Source organism: Serratia bockelmannii (assembly GCF_008011855.1).
GTDB classification, from domain to species: Bacteria; Pseudomonadota; Gammaproteobacteria; order Enterobacterales; family Enterobacteriaceae; genus Serratia; species Serratia bockelmannii.
In genome coordinates, this window is the sequence record NZ_VOUX01000031.1 from 228425 (window position 1) to 244736 (window position 16312).

The window sequence follows — 16312 nt, forward strand, 5'->3', positions numbered from 1 at the left end:
GGATTAGGCGTCGCGCTGGCGAATCACCCCTTCCTGCACGGTGGTGGCGACCAGTACGCCGTCGCGAGTGTAGATCTGGCCGCGCACAAAGCCCCGTGCGCCGGAGGCGGAGGAGCTCTCCACCGCGTACAGCAACCAGTCATCCATACGGAACGGACGGTGGAACCACATTGAGTGGTCAATGGTGGCCACCTGCATGCCCGGCTCGAGGAAGCCGACGCCGTGTGGCTGCAGCGCCGTCGGCAGGAAGTTAAAGTCCGACGCGTAGCCCAGCAGATATTGGTGGATGCGCTGATCGTCCGGCATGCTGCCGTTGGCACGGAACCACACGTAGCGATGCGGCTCTTCCACGCTGCCTTTCAACGGATTGTGGAATTTCACCGGGCGCATTTCGATCGGCTTCTGGCCGATAAATTTTTCGCGCACTTTTTCCGGCAGCATATGCGCCAGCTTCTGGGCGATCTCTGACTCGGACAGCAGCCCTTCTGGAGGCGGCACGTCCGGCATCAGGTTCTGGTGCTCGAAACCGGTTTCCGGGCTTTGGAAAGAGGCGGTCATATAGAAAATAGGTTTGCCGTGCTGAATAGCGCTGACGCGACGGGCGCTGAAGCTGTTGCCGTCGCGCAGGGTTTCTACGTCGTAAACGATGGGTTTGCTGCTGTCGCCCGGGCGCAGGAAGTAGCTGTGGAACGAGTGCACGCTGCGCTCGTCCGGCACCGTCTGCTTGGCGGCGTAGAGCGCCTGGCCGACAACCTGTCCACCGAACACCTGGCGCAGCCCCAGATCTTCGCTTTGGCCGCGGAACAGCCCTTCTTCGATTTTCTCCAGATCCAGCAGATCAAGGAGGTTTTGCAATGCCTGGCTCATAAAATTGTTACCTTTCTAATAATCATTTTGCGCAGTGTGCGGAATATCACGGCGTGGCGTCAACATTTTGCATTACAGGGCCGATGAGAATGCTCTTAATCGTGGGCGCCCTGGGCTGTTTAAGTGATTAATAGGCGGGGTAAAGTGGATTTATCAGTGTTTTGTGCTAGGTTTAATAAGTGCGGTGGTGAAAGCCACCAACATGTTGATAATAAAAAAGGAGACCGATCCATGAAACTCTGGCAAATCGTAGGCGGTGCCGCGGCACTGACGATCACGCTGGCAGGATGCGCGCAAAAGAGTGCTGATGTGCCTACACAGGCGGCCGGTAATCCGGCGGCTGCGCAAACGCAGATTCAAGGCCCGGCGGTGACAGGTTCGGTTAATATACGTCAGCGTATTGCGCTGCCGCCGGACGCCGTACTGACGGTCACCCTCTCTGACGCCTCGCTGGCGGATGCCCCGTCCAAAGTGATTGCACAGCGCGCGATACGTACTGAAGGGCAACAGGCGCCATTCAACTTTACGCTACCGTACAATCCGTCAGACATCCAACCGAATGCGCGTATCATTCTGAGCGCGGCGGTGACGGTCAACGGGCGACTGATGTTTATTACCGACACTATCCAGGAAGTGGTTAACCGCAACGGTACCCGCGCCGATCTGCTGCTGGTTCCGGTTCAGGGTGTGCCGATTCAGGCTGCGCCAACCGCCATGCAGTAAATTTCCTGCGGTACAGCAAGATGAAATCAACAGCCTTTGCGCTTCGGCCAAAGGCTGTTTTGTTTTACCAGCGCCAGCCGTAGCGCTCGAAATCGACCGTGCTGTGCGGGCCGAAAATAATCCCCTCCGCCAGCAGTGCCTGCCGTTGCCGTTGAAAATCCTCCCCCTGCTGCGAGATCTGTCCGTGCCGGTTGATCACCCGGTGCCAGGGCAGCGCGCTGCCTTCCGGCAAACGCCGCAGCACGCCGCCAACCTGGCGCGCGGCGCGCGGTGAACCGGCCAGCCGGGCGACTTCGCCGTAGGTGGTGACTTTGCCGTAAGGAATGGCGGCCACGATGTGGAATACCCGCTGGCTGAAAGAGGCGTCTTCTGGTTGCATATTGCTGTTCCTGCGCGAGTCAAAACCCAGGCGAAGAGTGTGCCACAGTGCAGGTGGGTAAGAAAACAGCGGTTAGCCCCGGTTGGCTTGCTATTTGGCGGGGCATCGCCGATAATGCCCACCGCTTCAGAGTACAGAAGCCGTCAATGGGGGCCCTGTTGGTTCTCCCGCAACACTAACTTGTGAACTCGGTCAGGTCCGGAAGGAAGCAGCCGCAGCAGGTGACGTGTGTGCCGGGATGTAGCTGGCAGGGTCCCCACCCATTTGGCCTTCGCCAATCCGCACTTTTGCCGTTTCTCTTCTACTCATCGATTATCCCTTTCTGCCATCAGGCAGAGCGACAAGGCATTTCTTTTCTTCCCGCCCTCAATTCTTTTGGATAATGAATTAGCGGTTCTGGATGCAAGCATAATGAGGGGGCGATGACGTAACCTGTCTCGATTTAAAAAGAAAATTGCTTCCAGGCAATATTATTATTGAAAGGGGGAGTGCAAATGAAGTTTTACTGTCAATAGGAAAAGTACGTATTCAGCTTGAACATTGAAGCCGATAAAAGCATCGGCTCAACGCGTTGGGGGTCTGATTATCTGACATATTTCCAAACGGAGGTGGGGATTTTGTCATACAGTTTGTTCATGGTGAGCTCTGCCAGACGGTGATCGGCCGCTGAGTAAAACAGCTCCAGTTCATCATCGGAAAGCTCGTACTTATTTTTCTCAATAACACGTTCGAGAGTATCAATCGTGGTGCATTTACGTAAACGCATCAGATAGTCGGTTTTAGTCATGGTAGCCTTTAGTTTAATAACCGTAAAAATAGCTCGGGAATAATTATCCCTTAAGTTTTCATTGTCGTACAGATGTCCTCTCCTGAGAACATTCTGAATAATCTCGCCTTGGTTTTTTGCCAGCGGCGCAGGTCGGAATCATTGATACCGTAACTGCTGAACAGCGTATAGGTATCATCGAGATATTCTTCGACTAACTCCGACAGGTCAGATTCGTCCATGTATTTAATTTTATAGCTCATCACAAACGAAGCGATATGTTCGATCAACTCATTAAGCTGCAGGTTGACGGAGGACGTCGGATCGTTGACCCACCCATGATGACTGTCTCCCAGGGTAGCGATACCTTCATCATACAAATTTTCGCACAAGAATTTGAGCTGAGCAATGTCGTGTCGCTTAGGCGAATACTCATCCATATCATCCCCTCCGTAAGTCTTAATTGCGGTGTGATAACACTATGTGAGTAAGCTGATTTACATCATGGACGGAGGCAGCTTAACGGTCTTTAAATAAACTTCCCGTAAAGTGAATATAAATCATTTTTTCGCGTTTGGCCTGTAGTTATTACGTAAACTTACAATTCATCCGCTGTTGATGGACGTGAGTTATCAATGATGTCGAAGATTAAACCCCGTTCTGTCACACGGAACCGGACGCTATCGCTGAGAGTGTCTTCGCTGTTGATATCCAGGCAGGCATTAAAAATGCCCCACTTATAACGATAACTCATTGAATAATCGCTACCACCCTGTTGCACTATATCAAGTATTTCTAATGAATCTTCGGCATAGCGTGCGCTTTCAGAATAAAAACTGAGTCCGCTGGTCAGCGCCGGCACTAACTCCGCTATATTGTCATTAATCACTTTCTTTAATTTGTTAACAGAAAGTGCGTTGACATCCAGGTTACAGGCAAGGGTAACAAGCATTAATCTCGGCCAACAGCAATGTTATCTGCTTATCTTACTCCTTTTCCTCCCTCGTCGGTAAATTTTTCGATTTACCGCTGTTCTTTACCTTACGCCAACATTTCAACCGAATGGGAATATCCCTGGATTTGATAAGGAGGCTTGGGGGGAAAGTGCCGCTGCGCGAGAGATTGTTACGTTCCGTTGCATTATTGTCGCGCCATAGCTTGAGATACGACAGTGTATGTGATGTTATATTATAACTATAAACCCATCATTTTTGGCTACGACATTGACTCCCACTTCGCAACATGACGCCACGCCGTCACTGAATTCGTTGTTCACCACCTCTGCTGCCGCGCGTTGCGCAGGTGCCGTTATGCTGCTGGCCCTGCTGTGGCTCGGCATCTTCTGGGCGGTGTCGCTGCCATGATTACCTTGCGTCAGCTGGCGATAGGCTATGGCGCCACGCCGCTTTTCCCGCCGCTGAGCGGGCAGTTTACCGCCGGATCGCTCACCGCGGTGGTGGGCGTCAACGGGGCAGGTAAGTCGACGCTGCTGAAAACCTTCGCCGGATTGTTGCCGCCGCTGGGCGGCAGCCTGAGTTTTATCGGCGGAAAGCCGCCGCGCAGAGCTTATCTACCGCAACAGGCTGAGCTGGATCGGCAATTCCCGATTGCGGTAAGCGATCTGGTGGCGATGGGCTGTTGGCCGCAAAGTGGCATGTTCGGCGGCATGAACAAGCGTGCGGCGAGCCAGGTCAATGAGGCGTTGGCGAGCGTTGGCATGAGCGCGCTGGCGCACACTCCGGTGGGTGAACTGTCCGGCGGCCAGCTGCAGAGGGTGTTGTTTGCGCGCCTGCTGGTCCAACAGGCGCCGCTGATTTTGCTGGATGAACCTTTCACCGGTATCGACAGCGCCACCACGCAAATTTTGCTGCAGGTGATTGCGCAACTGCACCGGCAGGGGAAAACGGTGATCGCCGTGCTGCACGATATGTCGATGGTCGCCGAGCATTTTTCACAGGTACTGTTGCTGACGCCGCAGGCTTGCCACTGGGGCGCGGCCAAGCGGGTGCTGGAACAGGTGCCGAGGTATCACGCCGCCGAACGGCAGCCGGATCTGCGGGCGGTGGCGCCATGATGTTGTTGCATGGGCTTATCGATCCTTTCCTCTCTTTCGGTTTTATGCGCCGCGCGCTCATGGCCTGTCTGGCGTTGTCGCTCAGCGCCGCCCCGCTGGGCGTGTTTCTGCTGCTGCGCCGCATGAGCCTGGTCGGGGACGCATTGTCCCACGCGGTGTTGCCGGGCGCGGCGATCGGTTATCTGATCTCCGGCATGTCGCTGGTGGCGATGGGGGTGGGCGGTTTTATCGCCGGGTTGGCGGTGGCGATGCTGTCCGGCCTGGTGAGCCGCCGCACGCCGTTAAAAGAAGATGCCAGCTTCGCCGGGTTCTATCTGGGGTCACTGGCGCTGGGGGTCACGCTGGTCTCGCTGCGCGGTTCCAGCGTGGATCTGCTGCACGTGCTGTTCGGTTCGATTTTGGCGGTGGATGCGCAGGCCATGCTGATGGTCGGTGCGATCGCCTCGGTTTCGCTGCTGGCATTGGCGGCGCTGTACCGCGCGTTAGTGATCGAATCCTTCGACGTCACTTTTCTGCGCGTCAACGCCCCGCGCCGGTTGGCGCTGATCCACGGCCTATTTCTGGCGCTGGTTGTGGTCAATCTGGTGGCAGGATTCCAGATCCTCGGCACCCTGATGTCGGTGGGGCTGATGATGCTGCCCGCCGCCAGCGCGCGCTTCTGGGCGCGCAATCTGCCGCAGACGCTGGCGACGGCGATGGGCATCGGCGCGCTGTCCAGCGTGATTGGGCTGGTGTGGTCCTATTACGCGTCGTTGCCTGCCGGCCCGGCGATCGTGCTCAGCGCCAGCGTCATCTTTTTCGTCTCGATCCTGTTTGGAACGCGCGGAGGCATTTGCGCCTTCGCGCGCCGTTGAGAAGTGCCATTTGCAAGGAGAAAGTATGAAACGTTTACCTATATCGCTGGCGGTTGCTGCTCTGCTGGCCAGCCCATGGGCGATGGCGAAGACCGTCGACGCCGTCGCCAGCTTTTCCATTCTGGGTGATATCGTCAAAGAGGTGGGCGGCGATCACGTCAAGGTCAGCACGCTGGTGGGGCCGGATGGCGATCCGCACAGCTTCGAGCCTTCGCCGCAGGACGGCAAGAAGCTGGCTCAGGCTGATGTGGTGTTCGTCAGCGGTCTGGGGCTGGAAGGGTGGATCGATCGCTTGGTCAGCGCTTCGGGTTATAAAGGGCAGGTGATCACCGCTTCACAGGGGATCAGTACCCGCCAGATGGAAGAGGACGGCAAACCGATTACCGATCCTCACGCCTGGAACAGCATGAAAAACGGCGTACAGTACGCCACTAACGTGATGAACGCCCTGATTGCCGCCGATCCCGAGGATGCCAACTATTTTCGCCAGCGCGGAGCCGGATACATTCAGCAGCTGCAAAAGCTGGACCAGTGGGCCAAAACCCAGTTCGCCGCAGTGCCACCACAGAAACGTAAGGTGCTGACCAGCCATGATGCGTTTGGCTACTTTGGGCAAGAGTATGGCGTCGCCTTCCTTGCCCCGGTCGGGTTTTCCACCGAGGCCGAAGCCAGCGCCAGCGACGTGGCCAATCTGATCAAGCAAATCAAACAGGAAAAGGTCAACGCTTACTTTATCGAAAATCAGACCGATCCGCGGTTGGTGAAACAGATCGCCGCCGCCACCGGCGCCAAGGCGGGCGGCGAGCTGTACCCTGAAGCGCTCTCCCGCGCGGGCGGCCCGGCGGCCACCTATGAGCAGGCGTTCAAGCACAATGTCGACGCGCTGCTGAGCAGCATGAAGTAATCTCCGCCCCCGCCTGCCGGCGGGGGACGGCTTGCAGGTACTTTCTCGCCGTAAAAAAAAAGCCCCGTTGAGCAGCAACGGGGCTTTGCGACAGATGACACTTTGGAGTTAACGCTTTTTCTTACGTCCCTGTACCGCTTTGAATCGCGGATTGCTTTTACAGATCACATAGATGCGGCCACGACGACGCACGACTTTGCAATCCGGGTGGCGGTTTTTCGCCGAACGCAATGAACTCAATACCTGCATGGGATTTCCTTGTTACTTATTGCCGATAAAGCGGCCAAAGCGCTGCTGGAAGCGCGCCGTGCTGCCTTCTTTGGAATAGTCTTTCTGCTTGCCGGTGTAATACGGATGCGAAGCAGAAGAGACGTCAAGGGTGACATACGGCCAGCTTTCGCCGTCCAGTTCGATGGTGCGATCGGTTTTGATGGTCGATCCCACTTTGAAGTAGGCATTGGCGCTGACGTCGTGGAACACCACGGTGCGGTAATCGGGGTGGATGCCGGGTTTCATAATGGCTCTCTCGTGTAATGTTATACTATAACAATAATTATGCGCCGACCTAGCATCGCGATCAAGCGCAAATTGCACACAAAAGTGAATTAATGAGAACGGTTTGCATTAAGCAACTGAAGCAAAAGAAAAAGGCCGCATGCGCGGCCTTTTCGGTTATCGGGTAGAGATCCCTTCACTGAGCGATCAGTGGTGTTCTACCGGATGGCTGTGTTCCAGGTCTTCGTTCTTCTTGCTGAAGCGGCGGCGAACCACCACGAAGAACACCGGCACGAAGAAGATCGCCAAGACGGTGGCGGTGATCATCCCGCCCATTACGCCGGTACCTACCGCGTTCTGTGCGCCGGAGCCTGCGCCGCTGCTGATAACCAGCGGCAGAACCCCGAGGATGAAGGCCAGAGATGTCATGAGGATTGGACGCAAACGCATACGCACCGCTTCCAACGTCGCTTCGATCAGACCTTTGCCTTCTTTCTCCATCAGATCCTTGGCGAACTCAACGATCAGGATGGCGTTCTTCGCCGATAGACCGATGGTGGTCAGCAGCCCTACCTGGAAGTACACGTCGTTGTTCATGCCGCGCATCGTCGCGGCCAGCAACGCACCGATAACCCCCAGCGGCAATACCAGCATGACCGAGAACGGCACGGACCAGCTTTCATACAGCGCTGCCAGACACAGGAACACCACCAGAATCGAGATGGCGTACAGCGCCGGCGCCTGGTTGCCCGACAGACGTTCCTGATAGGACATACCGGTCCAGTCGTAACCGATGCCGCTTGGCAGTTTGGATGCCAGCTGTTCCATCAGGTTCATCGCTTCACCGGTACTCTTGCCCGGTGCGGCCTGGCCCAGAATTTCCATCGACGGCAAGCCGTTATAGCGTTCCAAGCGCGGTGAGCCGTATTCCCATTTCGCCGAAGAGAAGGCGGAGAATGGCACCATCTGGCCGCTCGTGCCGCGCACGTACCATTTGTTGATGTCTTCCGGCAGCATACGGAACGGCGCCTCGGCCTGCACGTACACCTTCTTCACACGACCGCGGTCGATGAAGTCGTTGACGTACGAACCACCCAGGGCGGTGCTCAGCGTGCTGTTGATGGTGGTGATGCTGACGCCCAGCGCCTTGGCTTTCTCCTGATCGACGATCAGTTTGAACTGCGGCGTATCTTCCAGGCCGTTCGGGCGCACGCCCACCAGCACGTCCGGATGCTGAGCAACCATGCCCAACAGTTGGTTACGCGCTTCGGTCAGTTTTTCGTGCCCCAGGCCGCCCTGGTCAATCAGCTCGAAGTCGAAGCCGGTTGCGGTACCGAGTTCGATAATCGCCGGCAGGTTGAACGGGAACACCAGGCCTTCTTTAATCTGCGAGAACGCGCCCATGGCACGGCCCGCGATCGCCTCGACCTTGTTCCCGGCCCCTGGACGTTCACCCCAGTCCTTCAGGCTGACGAATGCCAGGCCGTTGTTCTGGCCGTTACCGTTGAAGCCGAAGCCCGCGACGGTAAACACCGAAACCACGTTGTCCTTTTCCTTGTTCAGGAAGTAGTCGGAGACTTCTTCCAGCACTTTGTTGGTACGGGACTCGGTGGCACCGGCAGGCAACTGCACCATGGTCAACAGGATGCCCTGATCTTCGTCCGGCAGGAACGAGGAAGGCAGGCGCAGGAACAGCAGGCCCATGCCAACCACGATCAGCAGGTAGATGATCAGGTAGCGACCGGTGCTGCGCAGGATGTTGCCCACGCTGTCGGTATAGTGATGCGTGCTCTTCTCAAACATGCGGTTAAACCAGCCGAAGAAGCCTGTTTTAACCCCGTGATCGCCTTTCGGGATCGGTTTGAGTAGGGTGGCGCACAGCGCCGGCGTCAGGATCAAGGCCACCAGCACCGACAGCGCCATCGCGGACACGATGGTGATCGAGAACTGGCGATAGATAGCGCCGGTTGAACCGCCGAAGAACGCCATCGGCACGAATACCGCCGACAGCACCATGGCGATACCCACCAGCGCGCCCTGGATCTGGCCCATCGATTTACGGGTAGCTTCTTTCGGCGGCAGCCCCTCTTCGGACATAACGCGCTCGACGTTTTCCACCACCACGATGGCGTCATCCACCAGCAGGCCGATCGCCAACACCATGCCGAACATCGTCAGGGTGTTTATCGAGAAGCCAAACGCCGCGAGGATCGCAAAGGTCCCCAGCAGTACTACCGGCACCGCGATGGTTGGGATCAGCGTCGCGCGGAAGTTCTGCAGGAACAGATACATCACCAGGAATACCAGGATGATGGCTTCGATCAGCGTTTTCACCACTTCGTTGATGGAGATTTTAACGAACGGGGTGGTGTCGTACGGATAAACCACTTTCATCCCTTGCGGGAAGAAGGGCGCCATCTTGGCCAACTCGTCTTTCACACCTTTGGCGGTGTTCAAGGCGTTGGCGCCGGTCGCCAGTTTGATACCCAGGCCGGCGGCAGGCTTGCCGTTGTAGCGAGCGGTAACGGCATAGCTTTCCGCGCCGCGCTCGATATGAGCGACGTCGCGCAGGCGTACCTGAGAACCGTCGGTATTCACTTTCAGCAGGATCTTGCCGAACTCTTCCGGCGAAGTCAGACGGGTCTGCGCGATGATCGAGGCGTTCAACTGCTGCCCCGGCACCGGCGGCAGGCCGCCCAGCTGGCCTGCGGCGATCTGGTTGTTCTGCTCGGTGATGGCGGAGGTCACGTCCGTGGTCGTCAGCTGGAAGTTGTTCAGCTTGTTCGGATCCAGCCAGATACGCATCGCGTACTGGGCACCGAACAGCTGCACTTCACCCACGCCGGACGAACGGCTGATCGGGTCCTTGATGTTGGACGCCACGTAGTCCGCAATATCGTCCTGAGTCATGTTCGGATCGTCGGAAACGAAGCCGGCCACCATCAGGAAGCTGCTGCTGGATTTTTCTACTTTCAGGCCCTGTTGCTGAACTTCTTGCGGCAGCAACGGGGTGGCCAACGACAGTTTGTTCTGAACCTGAACCTGCGCGATGTCAGGATCGGTGCCGGAATCAAACGTCAGGGTAATGGTGACGCTACCAGAGGAATCACTGGTGGAGGACATGTACATCAGGTTATCGATACCGTTCATGTTCTGTTCGATAATCTGCGTGACGGTATCCTGCACCGTTTTGGCATCTGCGCCCGGGTAGTTGGCGGAAATACTCACCGCCGGCGGTGCAATAGTGGGATACTGCGCGATTGGCAGTTTCATTATTGCAAGCACCCCCGCCAACATGACGATGATGGCGATTACCCAGGCGAAAATCGGGCGATCTATAAAGAACTTAGCCATGTATTACAGGCTCCTTTTTATGACTTCTGCGCTTCAGACTGCGGCTGTTTTTGCGCCTGAGTGTCAACTTCCTGCACTTTTACCTGCGCGCCCGGATGCACTTTCATCAGGCCGGAGACGATCACGCGATCGCCGGATTTCAGGCCATCGGTCACCAGCCATTTGTCGCCGATCGCCTGGTCGGCCTTCAGCGTGCGCAGCTCAACTTTGTCGTCTGCCCCTACCACCAACGCCGTCGCGTCGCCGCGCGGGTTGCGGGTAACGCCTTGCTGAGGCACCAGCAGCGCATCGCTGCGCACGCCTTCGTCCAGACGGGCGCGTACGAACATGCCCGGCAACAGCGTATCGTTCGGGTTAGGGAACAGGGCGCGAATGGTGATGGAGCCAGTGGTTTCATCGACGGTGACGTCAGAGAACTCCAGCGTGCCTTCCTGCGCGTATTCGGTGCCGTTTTCCAGCATCAGTTTCACCTTGGCCTTGCCGTTTTCCTGCTTCAGCGCGCCGCTGGCCAGCTCTTGCTTCAGGCGCAGGAAATCAGTGCTTGACTGGGTGACGTCGACATACATCGGATCCAGCTGCTGCACGGTAGACAGTGCGGTTGCCTGGCCGTTGCTGACCAGTGCGCCTTCGGTCACGGCGGACTTGCCGATGCGGCCGGAGATCGGAGAGGTCACCTTGGTGTACGCCAGGTTGATGCGCGCGGTTTCCACGGCGGCCTTGGCGGCCACGACGGCGGCGTCCGCCTGCTGCAGCGTGGAGACGGCGTTGTCGTAGTCCTGTTTACTGATGTAGCTCGTGCCCAGCAATGGCTTGTAGCGGTTTACCGTCACGCGTGCGATGGAAGCGCTGGCCTGTGCTTTGGCCAAATCGCCTTTCGCGCTGTCGTAGCTGGCTTGATAGGTGGCGGGATCGATTTGGTACAGAGACGTCCCGGCCTTGATATCGCTGCCTTCAACGAAGTTGCGCTTCAGGATGATGCCGCTGACCTGAGGGCGAACTTCGGCGATACGATACGCAGCGGTGCGGCCAGGAAGATCGGTAGTAATGTTGAGAGGCTCAGCCTTCAAGGTGACTACGCCCACTTCAGGCGCCTGTTGTTGGGCGCCTTGCTGTTGGGTTTCTTTATCGTTACATCCTGTTAGCACTAAGCTGCCTGAAAGCATCAGAACGGCCGCCAGAGGCGTTAACCCTCTGTTTTTGTTCATAGAAAAACCTCAAGTGTCCGATTTCAAAATGATCAATGGATCACAAGCTTTAAAACCCATTGCTGCGTTAATTATATGTGCGTGCTATGGTACATACATTCGCGAATGTATGTAAATCACACTCCCCCTAAATAACAATGCCATGGCACGAAAAACCAAACAGCAGGCGCAAGAAACCCGACAGCAAATCCTTGATGCTGCGGTGAGAGAGTTCTCTGAACGTGGCGTTGCTGCAACGTCACTGACAGATATTGCCACCGCTGCCGGGGTTACGCGTGGAGCCATCTACTGGCACTTCAAGAATAAGGTAGACCTGTTTAATGAAGTTTGGGAATCTACCGAGCCGAAAATTGACCAGCTCGAAACAGAGTATCAGGCAAAGTTTCCCGATAATCCACTGCGGGTTATCCGAGAAATTCTGATTTACATTCTGACGTCTACGGTTGAAGACGGCCGTAGGCGGGCGTTGATGGAAATTATATTCCACAAATGCGAGTTTGTCGGTGAAATGATGCCGCTGCTGGATTCGCGCAAGGTGCTGTACCTCGCCGGCTATGAACGCATCGAAGCGGTGCTGTATAACTGCATTCACCACGGGCAATTGCCCGCCGATTTACATACCCGCCGTGCGGCGATCATCCTGCGCGGTTATATCACCGGCCTGATGGAAAACTGGCTGTTTATGCCGGAAAGTTTCGATCTGCGGGCCGAAGCCGAAGCGCTGGTGGACGCGTTTTTGGAGATGCTGCAGTTTTGCCCCACCTTGCGCCTCAAACCCGACGCGGTGACGCCTGACGCCGACCGCCTTCCTTTATAAGGAGAGATTTCATGTCATCAGTTGTTCTTATTGCCAATGGCGCCGCCTATGGCCATGAATCCTTGTTCAATGCGCTGCGGTTGGCCATCGCCATGAAAGAGCAGCAGAGCAGCCTCGACCTGCGGCTGTTTCTGATGTCCGACGCGGTGGTGGCCGGGCTGGCCGGACAGCAGCCGCACGAAGGGTACCATCTGCAGCAGATGCTGGAGATCCTCACCGCGCAGCAGGTGCCGGTCAAGCTGTGCAAGACCTGCGCCGACGCGCGCGGCGTCAGCCGCTTGCCGCTGGCGGACGGCGTGGCGATCGGCACCTTGGTCGAGTTGGCGCAGTGGACGCTGGCGGCGGAGAAAGTGCTGACTTTCTGATTTCGCGACAACGAGACATCACCGGCAACGTTTTTGTTGTTCGTTGCCCGCCGGCGGTCGTGATAATCTTCAGGCTTCTTTACCGATCCGAAGCCAAATCATGCATCGCTGGTTGACTCTGCCTTCTCTGACGCCGCTCACGTTTGTCGGCGCATGCCGGCGGCGCATCGCCGCCGTGACACTCCTTTTCCTGATTTTTGCGTGTTGCTTGCCGGCACAGGCGGCGCTGAACGGCGATCTGCCGCAGCGCAGCGAAGTGCAAAGCCAGCTGGAAACGCTGAACAAACAAAAAGCCCTGACGCCGGTCGAAAAGCTCTCCCAGCAGGATTTGACCCGCACGCTGGAACTGCTGGATGCCATCGAGCGCAACCGGCAAGACGTCGCACAGCTTAAACAGCAGGTGCAGCAGGCGCCGGCGAAGCTCAATCAGGTCACCGCCGAACTGGATGCGCTGAAGCAGCCGACGGACAACGCGGCCGCGCGCGCCGCGCTGTTGCCGCTGTCGCTGCGCCAGCTGGAAAGCCGGCTGTATCAAACGCTCGACGAGCTGCAAAGCGCGCAGGAGAGCCTCTCGACCTACAACAGCCAACTGGTGTCGCTGCAAACCCAGCCTGAACGGGTGCAGAGCACCATGTACGCCGCTTCGCAGCGCCTGCAGGAGATCCGCAGCCAGCTCAGCGGCCAGACGCCGGGGCAAGATTCGCTGCGCAATAGCCAGCAGGTCATGCTGGCCACCGAACAGGCGCTGCTCAACGCGCAGTTGGAGCTGCAGCGCAAGAGCCTGGAAGCCAACACCACGCTACAAGATCTGCTGCAAAAACAGCGTGATTACACCACGGCACATATCGATGCGCTGGATCGGTCGGTGCAGCTGCTGCAGGAGCTCGTCAACAGCAAGCGCCTGACGCTGTCTGAAAAAACCGCCAAAGAGGCGCAGAACCCGGAAGACGCCACCGATATCCAGCACGATCAGCTGGTCAGCAAGCAGCTGGACGTCAACCGACAGTTGAGCCAACAGCTGATTGCCGCCACCGAAGAGAGCAACACCCTGTTCCAGCAGAATATTCGGGTCAAAAACTGGCTCGATCGCGGTCTGCAGGCGGAACGTAACCTGAAAGAGCAGATCCAGGTGCTGAAGGGCAGCCTGGTGCTGTCGCGCATTCTGTATCAGCAGCAGCAGAGCCTGCCGCAGGGCACGCTGCTGGCTGATATAGACACGCGCATCGCCGATCTGCGGCTGGAGCAGTTCGATATCAATCAGCAACGCGACGATCTGTTCAAGGGTGAGGATTACATCAACCAGCTGGTGGCCGAAAGCAAGGAAAAGGCCGGCCCGGAAGTGATCGACGCACTGAACGAGATCGTCGACATGCGCCGCGAACTGCTGGATCAACTGAACAAGCAGCTCAGCAACCAGCTGTCGCTGTCGATCAACCTGCAGATCAACCAACAGCAGCTCACCAGCGTCTACGGCTCGCTGCAGGATACGCTGACCCAGCAGATTTTCTGGGTCAACAGCAACAAGCCGGTCGATCTGGCGTGGCTGAAGGCAATGCCGGAGGCGGTGCGCGATCAGCTCGCCGGGCTCGATATCAAATTCGACGGTGGCAAGCTATTGCAGGGCGGCTTGAATGCGCTGGTGTTCCTGATCCCGTTGCTGTTGGCGATCGGGGTATTGCGCTGGCGCTACCGGTTGATCGACAGTCATTTGCAAAAGCTGGCCAACGACGTGGGGCAACTGAAGCGCGACGGCCAGCTGCACACGCCGAAGGCCATCGCGCTGACCTTGCTGAAGGTGTTGCCTGGCGCCGCGCTGCTGCTCGGCGTCGGTTTCTGGATGTATCGCGCGGATTTGGGTATCAGCGACTTTATTTGGGCGTTGTCGCAGCAGCTGGCGTTGTCGTGGCTGGTGTTCGGCTTCAGCTATCGCATGCTGAAACCGGGCGGCATCGCCGAGCGGCATTTCAACTTCGGCGCTAACCTGTGCGCGCATTACCGCCGCCAGACGCTGCGGCTGGGGCTGGCGCTGCAGCCGCTGATCTTCTGGTCGGTATTGGGCGAGAAAGCGCCGCTGCGTCTGGTGGAAGACGTCATCGGCCAGATCGTGGTGATGTTGACGCTGGCGCTGCTTGCGGTGCTGGTGTTCCCGCTGTGCCGCGACAGCTGGCGTGAAAAGGGCTCGCATGCCGTGCGGCTGGTGGTGGTGACCGCGCTTGCCGCCACACCGCTGATCCTGCTGGGGCTGATGTTCGCCGGTTACTTCTATACCACGCTGCGGCTGGCCAGCCGCTGGATAGACAGCCTGTATCTGTTCTTCCTGTGGAATATCGTGTATCTGACTGCCCTGCGCGGCCTGAGCGTGGCGGCGCGGCGTTTGGCCTACCGGCGCGCGCTGGCGCGGCGACAAAACGTGGTGAAAGAGGGGGCCGAAGGCGGCGAAGCGGTGGTGGAAGAGCCGCCGCTGGCGCTCGATCAGATCAACCAGCAGTCGCTGCGCCTGACCACCCTGGTGCTGTTCGCCATCTTCGCCAGCGCCTTCTACGCCATTTGGTCGGATCTGGTGACGGTCATCGCTTACCTGGACAGCATCACGCTGTGGCATTACACCAGCACCGTGGCGGGCAGCAGCGTGTCGCAGGCGGTGACGCTGGGTAACATGATGGTGGCGATCGCCGCGGTGATCGTCGCTTATGTGCTCACCCGCAACTTGCCCGGCCTGCTGGAGGTGGTGGTGCTGTCGCGGCTGCAGCTGCGGCAGGGGGCGTCTTATGCCATCACTACCGTGCTCACTTACCTGATCACCGCCGTGGGTGCCGTGGTGGCGCTGGGATCGCTGGGCGTATCCTGGGACAAACTGCAATGGCTGGCCGCCGGTCTGACGGTCGGGCTGGGCTTTGGCCTGCAGGAGATCTTCGCCAACTTCGTCTCCGGCCTGATCATTCTGTTCGAACGCCCGATCCGCATCGGCGATACCATCACCATCGGCACCTTCTCCGGTTCGGTCAGCAAGATCCGCATTCGCGCCACCACCATTACCGACTTCGACCGTAAAGAGGTGATCATTCCGAACAAGGCGTTCGTCACCGAGCGGCTGATCAACTGGTCACTGTCCGACACCATCACCCGCGTGCTGATCAAGGTGGGCGTGGCCTACGGTTCCGATCTCGACAAGGTGAAAAAGGTGCTGCTGCAGGCGGCGCACGACAACCCGCGGGTGATGACCGATCCCGAACCGCAGGTGTTCTTCCTCAACTTCGGGGCCAGCACGCTGGATCACGAACTGCGGCTCTATGTACGGGAACTGCGCGATCGCAGCTACACGGTGGACGAACTGAACCGCTCAATCGACCGCTTGTGCCGGGAAAACGACATCGACATTGCCTTCAATCAGCTGGAGGTGTATCTGCATAACCAGCAGGGCAATGAAGTGCAGGAAGTGAAAAGAACGCTCTCGCCGGATGAAGGCGGCCAGACGGCGGGCTGAAAGATGGAAGGGACAGCGGGCTGTC

Annotated in this window: 16 protein-coding genes and 1 other RNA gene; 8 read left to right on the forward strand and 9 right to left on the reverse strand. The window is 57.6% G+C overall.

All coding sequences use genetic code 11. The annotated features are described in order from the left end of the window. Window positions 1-3: 3 nt before the first annotated feature. Complete coding sequence (gene tesB, locus FOT55_RS15490) at window positions 4-867, reverse strand: acyl-CoA thioesterase II (RefSeq protein ID WP_016928847.1); 864 nt, start codon at window positions 865-867, stop codon at window positions 4-6. 231 nt (window positions 868-1098) lie between these two features. Between tesB and FOT55_RS15495 the strand changes: the two genes are divergently transcribed. Continuing rightward, window positions 1099-1590 carry a YbaY family lipoprotein gene (locus FOT55_RS15495; protein WP_025301777.1) on the forward strand — a complete coding sequence of 164 codons (492 nt, stop codon included), beginning with the start codon at window positions 1099-1101 and terminating at the stop codon, window positions 1588-1590. Between the two features lie 64 nt (window positions 1591-1654). Here FOT55_RS15495 and FOT55_RS15500 read toward each other — a convergent pair whose 3' ends face one another. Beyond that, the gene (locus FOT55_RS15500) at window positions 1655-1969 is read right to left on the reverse strand and encodes an MGMT family protein (RefSeq protein ID WP_025301778.1); all 315 of its coding nucleotides are present in this window, start codon (window positions 1967-1969) and stop codon (window positions 1655-1657) included. Window positions 1970-2125: 156 nt separating this feature from the next. Between FOT55_RS15500 and ffs the strand changes: the two genes are divergently transcribed. Beyond that, an RNA gene (gene ffs, locus FOT55_RS15505) (signal recognition particle sRNA small type) lies at window positions 2126-2222 on the forward strand. A 330-nt stretch (window positions 2223-2552) separates the two neighbouring features. Here ffs and FOT55_RS15510 read toward each other — a convergent pair. The 3 genes from FOT55_RS15510 to FOT55_RS15520 all read right to left on the reverse strand — a co-directional run bounded on the left by FOT55_RS15510 (window position 2553) and on the right by FOT55_RS15520 (window position 3687). After that, window positions 2553-2756 carry an HHA domain-containing protein gene (locus FOT55_RS15510; RefSeq protein WP_004940313.1) on the reverse strand — a complete coding sequence of 68 codons (204 nt, stop codon included), beginning with the start codon at window positions 2754-2756 and terminating at the stop codon, window positions 2553-2555. Window positions 2757-2806: 50 nt separating this feature from the next. Next, window positions 2807-3175, reverse strand: coding sequence for an Hha toxicity modulator TomB (gene tomB, locus FOT55_RS15515; protein ID WP_004940312.1), 369 nt, complete (start codon window positions 3173-3175; stop codon window positions 2807-2809). Between the two features lie 158 nt (window positions 3176-3333). Further along, window positions 3334-3687, reverse strand: coding sequence for a hypothetical protein (locus FOT55_RS15520; RefSeq protein WP_025301779.1), 354 nt, complete (start codon window positions 3685-3687; stop codon window positions 3334-3336). A gap of 408 nt (window positions 3688-4095) precedes the next feature. Between FOT55_RS15520 and FOT55_RS15525 the strand changes: the two genes are divergently transcribed. The 3 genes from FOT55_RS15525 to FOT55_RS15535 are packed head-to-tail and all read left to right on the forward strand — an operon-like array spanning window position 4096 to window position 6567. After that, window positions 4096-4809 (forward strand): metal ABC transporter ATP-binding protein, encoded by a 714-nt coding sequence (locus FOT55_RS15525; protein WP_043135662.1) that lies wholly within the window; start codon window positions 4096-4098, stop codon window positions 4807-4809. Continuing rightward, window positions 4806-5663: a metal ABC transporter permease gene (locus tag FOT55_RS15530; RefSeq protein WP_043135664.1), complete on the forward strand. Its 858-nt coding sequence runs from the start codon at window positions 4806-4808 to the stop codon at window positions 5661-5663. Before FOT55_RS15525 ends, FOT55_RS15530 begins: the two co-directional genes overlap by 4 nt. A 25-nt stretch (window positions 5664-5688) precedes the next feature. Beyond that, the gene (locus FOT55_RS15535; protein ID WP_147823681.1) at window positions 5689-6567 is read left to right on the forward strand and encodes a metal ABC transporter substrate-binding protein; all 879 of its coding nucleotides are present in this window, start codon (window positions 5689-5691) and stop codon (window positions 6565-6567) included. Between the two features lie 108 nt (window positions 6568-6675). Here FOT55_RS15535 and ykgO read toward each other — a convergent pair whose 3' ends face one another. The 4 genes from ykgO to sdeX form a co-directional block, all read right to left on the reverse strand. Next, entirely contained in the window at window positions 6676-6816 is a 141-nt protein-coding gene (gene ykgO, locus FOT55_RS15540) for a type B 50S ribosomal protein L36 (RefSeq protein ID WP_004940304.1), read from the reverse strand. Window positions 6817-6828: 12 nt separating this feature from the next. Beyond that, window positions 6829-7083 (reverse strand): type B 50S ribosomal protein L31, encoded by a 255-nt coding sequence (locus FOT55_RS15545; RefSeq protein WP_004940303.1) that lies wholly within the window; start codon window positions 7081-7083, stop codon window positions 6829-6831. Window positions 7084-7269: 186 nt separating this feature from the next. Further along, window positions 7270-10416, reverse strand: coding sequence for a multidrug efflux RND transporter permease subunit SdeY (gene sdeY, locus FOT55_RS15550; protein WP_147823682.1), 3147 nt, complete (start codon window positions 10414-10416; stop codon window positions 7270-7272). A 17-nt stretch (window positions 10417-10433) separates the two neighbouring features. After that, entirely contained in the window at window positions 10434-11621 is a 1188-nt protein-coding gene (gene sdeX, locus FOT55_RS15555; RefSeq protein WP_025301784.1) for a multidrug efflux RND transporter periplasmic adaptor subunit SdeX, read from the reverse strand. Between the two features lie 142 nt (window positions 11622-11763). Between sdeX and acrR the strand changes: the two genes are divergently transcribed. The 3 genes from acrR (at window position 11764) to mscK (ending at window position 16287) form a co-directional block, all read left to right on the forward strand. Beyond that, the gene (acrR, locus tag FOT55_RS15560) at window positions 11764-12438 is read left to right on the forward strand and encodes a multidrug efflux transporter transcriptional repressor AcrR (protein WP_025301785.1); all 675 of its coding nucleotides are present in this window, start codon (window positions 11764-11766) and stop codon (window positions 12436-12438) included. Window positions 12439-12449: 11 nt separating this feature from the next. Further along, on the forward strand, window positions 12450-12803 hold the full coding sequence (locus FOT55_RS15565) for a DsrE/DsrF/TusD sulfur relay family protein (RefSeq protein WP_004940282.1): 354 nt from the start codon (window positions 12450-12452) through the stop codon (window positions 12801-12803). Between the two features lie 100 nt (window positions 12804-12903). Further along, on the forward strand, window positions 12904-16287 hold the full coding sequence (mscK, locus tag FOT55_RS15570) for a mechanosensitive channel MscK (RefSeq protein ID WP_060447639.1): 3384 nt from the start codon (window positions 12904-12906) through the stop codon (window positions 16285-16287). Window positions 16288-16312: the final 25 nt, after the last annotated feature.